This window comes from Vulcanococcus sp. (assembly GCF_044369115.1).
Lineage (GTDB): Bacteria > Cyanobacteriota > Cyanobacteriia > PCC-6307 > Cyanobiaceae > Vulcanococcus.
Window position 1 is genome coordinate 1 of record NZ_JBIPMN010000145.1, and the last position, 6,984, is coordinate 6,984.

General features: G+C 60.0%; 3 protein-coding genes. 2 read left to right on the forward strand and 1 reads right to left on the reverse strand.

The annotated features are described in order from the left end of the window. Positions 1 to 87: 87 nt before the first annotated feature. Positions 88 to 2,283: an AAA family ATPase gene (locus ACIQ2E_RS11045; RefSeq protein WP_398330272.1), complete on the reverse strand. Its 2,196-nt coding sequence runs from the start codon at positions 2,281 to 2,283 to the stop codon at positions 88 to 90. 79 nt (positions 2,284 to 2,362) lie between these two features. On the opposite strand from ACIQ2E_RS11045, the gene ACIQ2E_RS11050 reads away from it, so the two are divergent. Together ACIQ2E_RS11050 and ACIQ2E_RS11055 are read left to right on the forward strand one after the other, a co-directional pair. Beyond that, positions 2,363 to 3,487, forward strand: coding sequence for an efflux RND transporter periplasmic adaptor subunit (locus ACIQ2E_RS11050; RefSeq protein WP_398330275.1), 1,125 nt, complete (start codon positions 2,363 to 2,365; stop codon positions 3,485 to 3,487). 13 nt (positions 3,488 to 3,500) lie between these two features. After that, complete coding sequence (locus ACIQ2E_RS11055; RefSeq protein WP_398330278.1) at positions 3,501 to 6,809, forward strand: efflux RND transporter permease subunit; 3,309 nt, start codon at positions 3,501 to 3,503, stop codon at positions 6,807 to 6,809. Positions 6,810 to 6,984: the final 175 nt, after the last annotated feature.

Here is a 6,984-nt window from a genome sequence, read left to right on the forward strand (position 1 = left end):
CAGAGCAAAGGATCTGCCTTCTCTTGATGCTGAACGTTTTACTGCCCCTGCGGTGCGTGGCCTCTGGTGAGGTTTGCCGCGCGCCTGTTAGGTGTTGCGACGGGCCGTGAGCCGCTGGTGCTGGAGGCGCTGCGGTAAGCGGCATCCCACCCGCTGCTGGAGTTCGTGCTCCAGCAGCCTTAACCCGTCCTGTGGCAGCACAGTGCTGAGGCGCTTGCGATAGGCGGCGTGAGCCCCCAACCAGCGCTCGATCAGTGCGGGGCTCAGGCTGAGCTCGAGCGACTCCTCCCAGTGCTGCCAGCTGAGCTGCCAGCCCCGTTGCTCCAGCTCTCTCTGCAGCTGGTCGCGATCAGGTGGAGCGCATAGCCAGCTTGGCTCGAGGGCCGGTAGCGAGCCAAGCTGGCTGTGCAGGGTTTTCGGTAGATCCGCGAGGGTCAGCAGCGCTGTGGCCGGGCCGAGCGCGGGTTGGCTGAACAGCAGCCGCAGCTCGGCATTCGGGGCAGCGAGACGCTCCAGCTGATTGAGGGCAGAGCGCAGTTGAGCAGCGCTCAGGGCCTTGAACGGATGCCGCGCTGCAATCCACTCGAAACTGGTGCCCGGCTCGAGGGCAATGGGCAGGTCGGCAAGGGGGCCGCAGAGCACGCGTGGCTGCTGCAGGGCATCGAGCACCCGCAGTTGCCCCTGCAACCTCTCCGCATCGGAGCCGTGCTCGGTGTGAATCACAACGCCGCCTTCTGGTGCGTGCTGCAACGGATCCAGCGCCCAGAGCAAGGAACGGGCCTCCAGGATCAGCACCCGGTCATGCCGCCGCCAGGTTGCGTTGTCCCAGAGGCGGCTGCGCAACGCATCTAGTCGTTCCCCTTCGCTGCCCAATTGGCGCTGCAGCCAGCGTTCGAGGGCTGGATCGTCGGGGCTGCTGCTGAGCACTTCACCCAGTTCAGCCTCGTGTTCCGCCGCCGCTGCGAGCTGGGCCGCCCGCCGTTGTTGCAGCTGCTGGCGCCGTTCCCCCTCCCAGCCCAGTTGGCCCGGCTGCCAGAACACCTGGCCCTGCAGCGCGGAGGGTAGATATTGCTGGGCCACCCAGTGTTCAGCGTAGGCGTGGGGGTAGCGGTAGCCCACTCCATCGCCGAAGGCCTTGCCATCACGGTTGGCATCGCGCAGGTGGGCCGGCACGCTCTGGCGGCTGCTCGCCTTCACGCTCTTGAGGGCATCGAAGAACCCGAGCAGGCTGTTGCTCTTGTCCGTGCTGGCCAGATAGAGAGCCGCTTGCGCTAACGGATAGAGGCCTTCCGGTAGGCCCACACGCTCAAAGGCCGCCGCGCAGGCTTCCACCACCACCATCGCCTGGGGGTCTGCCAGGCCGATATCTTCCCCGGCGGAGATCAGCATGCGCCGGAAGATGAAGCGTGGGTTTTCGCCCGCCTCCACCATGCGGGCCAGCCAGAACAGCGCTGCATCGGGATCGCTGCCCCGCAGCGATTTGATGAAGGCGCTGATCGTGTCGAAGTGGGCGTCGCCTTGCTTGTCGTAAAGCACAGCCCGTTGCTGGATCGATTCTTCGGCGATCGCCAGATCGATGGCGATCGCCCCGTTGTCATCGGGCTCGCTTGTCTCCACGGCCAGCTCGAGGGCATTCAGCAGGCTGCGGGCATCGCCGCCGGCCACATCCACTAAGTGCTCGGCTGCTTCAGCACTGATCCGCACCGAGCGGTTGCCGTAGCCATGCTCTGGATCCTGCAGGGCGCGTTGAAGGAGTTGATGCAGGTGGCGCGGTTGCAGCGGCTGTAGGCGGAAGAGGCGTGAGCGGCTCACCAGTGCCTTGTTCACTTCAAAGAAGGGGTTTTCGGTGGTGGCGCCGATCAAGGTCACCGTGCCGTTTTCCACCCAGGGCAGCAGCGCGTCTTGCTGGACGCTGTTGAAGCGGTGCACCTCATCAATAAAGAGCAGGCTGCGCAGGCCGTGCTGCTCCAGCCGGCGCCGCGCCTCATCCACCTCGGCCCGTAGATCTTTCACGCCGGCCAGCACGGCATTAAGACTGCTGAAGTGGGCGCGTGTGCTCGCGGCAATGATCCGGGCCAGGGTGGTTTTACCAACGCCGGGTGGCCCATAGAGGATCAGGTTGCCCACGCGATCAGCCGCGATCGCCCGCCGCAACAGCCGACCTGGGCCAAGGATCTCCTCCTGGCCCTGAAACTCGTCGATGCTGCGGGGCCGCATCCGATCGGCCAGAGGGGCCAGGCTCTGGCGCAGCTGCTCGCCGCGGTGGCTGAACAGGTCGCTCACGCCGCTCGTAATCCAGCACGCATCATCGGATGAAACATCGCAGCGGATCCGTTAATTTGCGCTCTGCTGTCGATGACCCGTGCGGCGCTACCTGGCCCCACTGCCTCTGATTGCCCTGCTGGTGGGCTGTGGAGCCAAACCACCGACCCGTCCGCCTCTGGTGGTGCAGGTGGAGAGCATCGGCGAAGCCGACTTCAATCCTTCGATCGATGTGATCAGCGTTCTCAGCTCCACCACGGATGTGGCGCTGAGGCCCGAAACCGATGGCCGTGTGGTGAACATTCTGGTAAGCCAGGGGCAGCAGGTGAAGGCTGGGCAGCCAATCTTGGTGCTCGACAACGTGCAGCAGACGGCTCAACTGAACGCCTCTGAAGCGGAAGCGCGAAAGGATCGGCTCAATGCCGAGCGTTACATCTTCCTCAACGCGCAGGGTGCTGTTTCAACCAAGCAACGCGATCAATACGTCACCCAGGCGATTCAGTCTCGCGATAAGGCTAAGGCTGATGCGGCCACGTTGGGTTACAAATACGTCACGGCACCGATCAGTGGTGAAATCGGTGATCTCGATACGGTGAAGATCGGCGATTACGTGCGTCAGGGTCAGGCGATTACGGGAATTGTTGATAATTCCAATCTTTGGACGCTCATGGATGTTCCTGCAACCCAGGCGTTGCAGGTGAAGATGGGGCAGCCCGTCAAGCTGCAAACCCAAACCAACCCGCCGTTGACAGCCAGCGGCAAGGTGGTGTTCATCTCTCCTTACTTCGGAGTCAGCGGTACGTCGTCTTCCCCCAATACAGTGCTGGTCAAAGCGGCTTTCCCCAATGCATCTGGGGAATTGAAGACCGGCCAGTATGTGAAGAACCGGATCATCACCGGCAGCACGCGTCAGCTGTCTGTTCCTGTAAGCGCTGTCCTGATGCAGGCGCAGCAGCCCTTTGTCTACAAGGTCGTCACCCTGGCTCAGGTGCTTCCCAAAATCAAGGCATCCACCACGCTTCCCGACGCCGAAAAGAAAAAGTTGGAAGCGCTCCCGCCCGTCACTCCGATCGTGGTGCAGACCCCCGTGCAACTTGGGAAGCTTCAGGGTGACCGCTATCCGTTGATCTCCGGTCTCCAGAGGGGTGAGCGCGTTGTGGTGAGTAATACTGCACTGCTGCGCACAGGTTTGCCCGTGAAGATTGGTCCTGCGGCTGCTAACTGAGGATTGATCAGATATGTCACTTTCCGATAATTTCATCAAGCGTCCGGTCCTTACGACCGTTTGCAGCATTTTGATTGTGTTGGTTGGCTTGATCGCCATCCCAACCCTGCCGATTGAAAACCTCCCCAATATCGCTCCGCCTCAGGTGCAGGTCACGGCAACCTACGCCGGAGCCAATTCTCTGGTCACCGAGCAGGCTGTTACCAATGTGCTCGAGCAGCAGATCAATGGTGTGCCTGGTGCTGCTTACATTTCATCGCTGAGTACCAACACGGGCTCCAGCACTGTCAACGTCTTTTTCGACGAAAGCACCGACATCAATATTGATCAGGTAAACGTGCAGAACCGCGTTTCCCTGGCGATGCCGCAGCTGCCATCGCAGGTGAGCAGCACGGGTGTGTCGGTGTTGCAAACAACCCCATCCATTCTCCTCGCTTATCAGGTGGGTTCGACTGATGGGCAGTTCGACCGCTCCTACATCAACGGACTGATCTACGAACAGCTCTATTACCAGCTTGAACGCATCCCAGGCGTGGCTCAGGCCACGTTGTTTGGCGGCAGCAACCCAGCGTTCTGGCTGTTCGTTGACCCCGACAAGCTCACGGCCAACCAACTCACCGCTGATCAGGTGGTGACGGCAGTACGCAGTCAGAACTCGGTGGCCATCGGTGGTCTTGTGGGCGGTCCGCCGGCGGGTGGCAACCAGATGTTCACCTACCCAATCCTGGTTGAAGACAACGGCAATTTGGTGTCCGTTGAGCAGCTCAACCAATTGATTGTGGGCAAGTCGCCTGCCGGCAATCTCTTGCGCCTCAAAGATGTGGGTGAAGCGTCCTATGGCTTCAACACCTACTCCACAGCTGGTGTTGATGTTGCCAACCACCCTGCAATCACCGTTGGTGTCTACCAGACCCCTGAGAGCAATGCCCTGCAGGTGAGCGAGGCTGTGGTTGCGCTGATGGACCAGTTCCGTAGCCAGGTTCCCCCTGGGATCACGGTGACTGAGATCTACAACGTTGGTCAGTTCATTGAATCCGCCGTTGACGGTGTGACCGATGCCCTCGGTTTAGCCATCGTGCTGGTGCTGGTGATTCTGTTCCTGTTCCTGCAGGACTGGCGGGCCACGGTGGTGCCGAGCCTGGCGATTCCGATTTCTCTAATTGGAACCTTCGCCTTCATCAAGGCCTTCGGTTTCTCGATCAACCAGCTCACACTGCTGGGTCTGGTCTTGGCCACGGGTCTGGTGGTGGACGACGCCATTGTGGTAATCGAGGCCGTGGCCAAGAACCTGGAGAGCGGGATGCGCCCCCGTCAGGCGGCGTTGGCCTGTATGGGTGAACTGATCGGTGCGCTCATTGCCACCTCCTTAGTGCTGATGGCCGTGTTTGTGCCGGTGGCCTTTTACCCAGGCGGTATCGGCATCATCTACCGCCAATTCGCTCTCACGATCGCCTTCGCCATCGCCATCTCCACCTTCAACGCCCTCACCTTCTCTCCGATGATGGCGGGCTTGATTCTCAAAACCGAGAAGCCGCCCAAGCCCAAAGGTTGGACCTGGACCGTGGCAGGCATCGTGATCGGCCTTGCGTTTGGACGGTTCAGCTCAGCATCCTTCGGAATTGGTGCCTACATCGTTGGGGTGCTGCTCTTCGGTTTTGCAGGCAGCCGTTTGGCATCGATCTTTGATGGTTTCAACAACGCATTCCATCGTCTTGAGCAGACCTACGCCAAGGTGCTCAAGCTGCTGATCGATCGCCGCCGGCTGATCCTGATGGGCCTCGCCAGCGGCATCGTCGTGACCGCGATTGCCTTCAATGCTCTGCCCTCCGCATTCATCCCTGAGGAAGATCAGGGTTATGGCGTCGGCATTTTCCAGCTTCAGAACGGTGCCTCCCTGTCGCAAACGCAGAAGGTGGGTGCGCAGATCGCCCAGGTTTTGAACGAGGAAGAGGACATCGTTTCCGGCAGTGTGATCAGTGGTGCCGGCTTCAATGGCAACAGCCCCGATCAGGGTCTGTTCTTCTATGGCTTCAAACCTCTGGATGAGCGCTCGGGAGCGGACAACAAGGCTCCTGCAATTGTGGCCCGGCTGAATCAGAAACTGTCCAAATTGGACACCGGCCTTGCGGTGGCAGCTCAACCGCCTGCGATTCCGGGCTTCTCAGCGCAGGGTGGCTTCTATTTCCAGTTCAACGATCTCAGCAACGGTGCTTACACCTTCACTCAGCTCAATGATTTGGCTGAGCAGTTGGTCACCACCGGCCAGGCCAGTGGTGAGTTCTCCACCCTCTACACCCAGTTTGTGCCCAGTGCACCGGCTTTCGGTTTGAAGATCGATCGCTCGATCCTTGGTGCACTGAACGTTGATTTCCAGCAGGCGATGCAGACCATCGCTGTGCTCGCGGGTGGCAACTACTCAGGCCTCACCTACGAGAGCGGTCAGGTGCGCAATATCTATGTTCAGTCACAACCTGATCAGCGCAGCAATCTTGACGACGTTCTCAGCTATTACGTCCGCAACCGAGACGGCAAGATGGTGCAGGTGTCTGAGTTTGCTCAGGCGGATCTCACCAGTGCGCCACCGGTGATCAGCCACTACAACCTCTATCGCACCGTGCTGGTGCAGGGGGCTGAGGCGATCGGCAAGAGTTCCGGTCAGGCGCTCACAGCCATTCAGAACATCTTCAACAGCCTCGATTTCAACAACATCGGCTATGCCTTCACAGGTATCGCAGCACTGCAGCTTTCAGCCGGTAGCGCCAGCGTTTTGGTGTTCGCCTTGGGCATTCTCATCGTGTATTTGGTGCTTTCAGCCCAATACGAGAGCTATGTGACGCCGGTGATCATCCTGATGACCGTGCCCCTGGCCATGCTTGGTGCGCTGGTGTTTCTGGCGGTTCGATCGATCGATCTCAACATCTATGCCCAGGTGGGTTTGGTGACGTTGATTGGTCTGGCGGCGAAGAACGGCATCCTGATTGTGGAGGTGGCCGAGCAGCATATGAAGGCCGGAATGAGTGCCCCGGAAGCAGCGATTGCTGCGGCCGAATCACGCATGCGTCCGATCCTGATGACAGCGATCGCTTCGTTAGCTGGCTTCTTGCCTCTGGTGGTAGCCACCACGGCTGGGGCCAACAGTCAACAGTCACTTGGAACGGTGATCTTCGGTGGCCTTTTGGTGGCCACGGTGCTCTCACTCGGTGTGGTTCCACCGTTCTATGTAGCGATCAAGAACCTTGAGGAGCGCTGGTTTGGTGAGGGTGGTGGCCGCGGAGATGATTCCAGCAGCACTGCAGCGCCAACCCTGTCCGGCCCCAATTGATGACGTCCGATAGTCGACAGTCTAAGCCCCGTGGCTTTGGCTTGTTCTCACGGATTGTTTATGTCCACCAGGCGGTCTTGCTGGCCATCTTCGTTTCAGGGCTGCGGGTGTACCCAGCCCGTGGCATTGATGAGCTGGTGCTGCCGCATTCACTCGGGATTGTTCTTTCGATCGC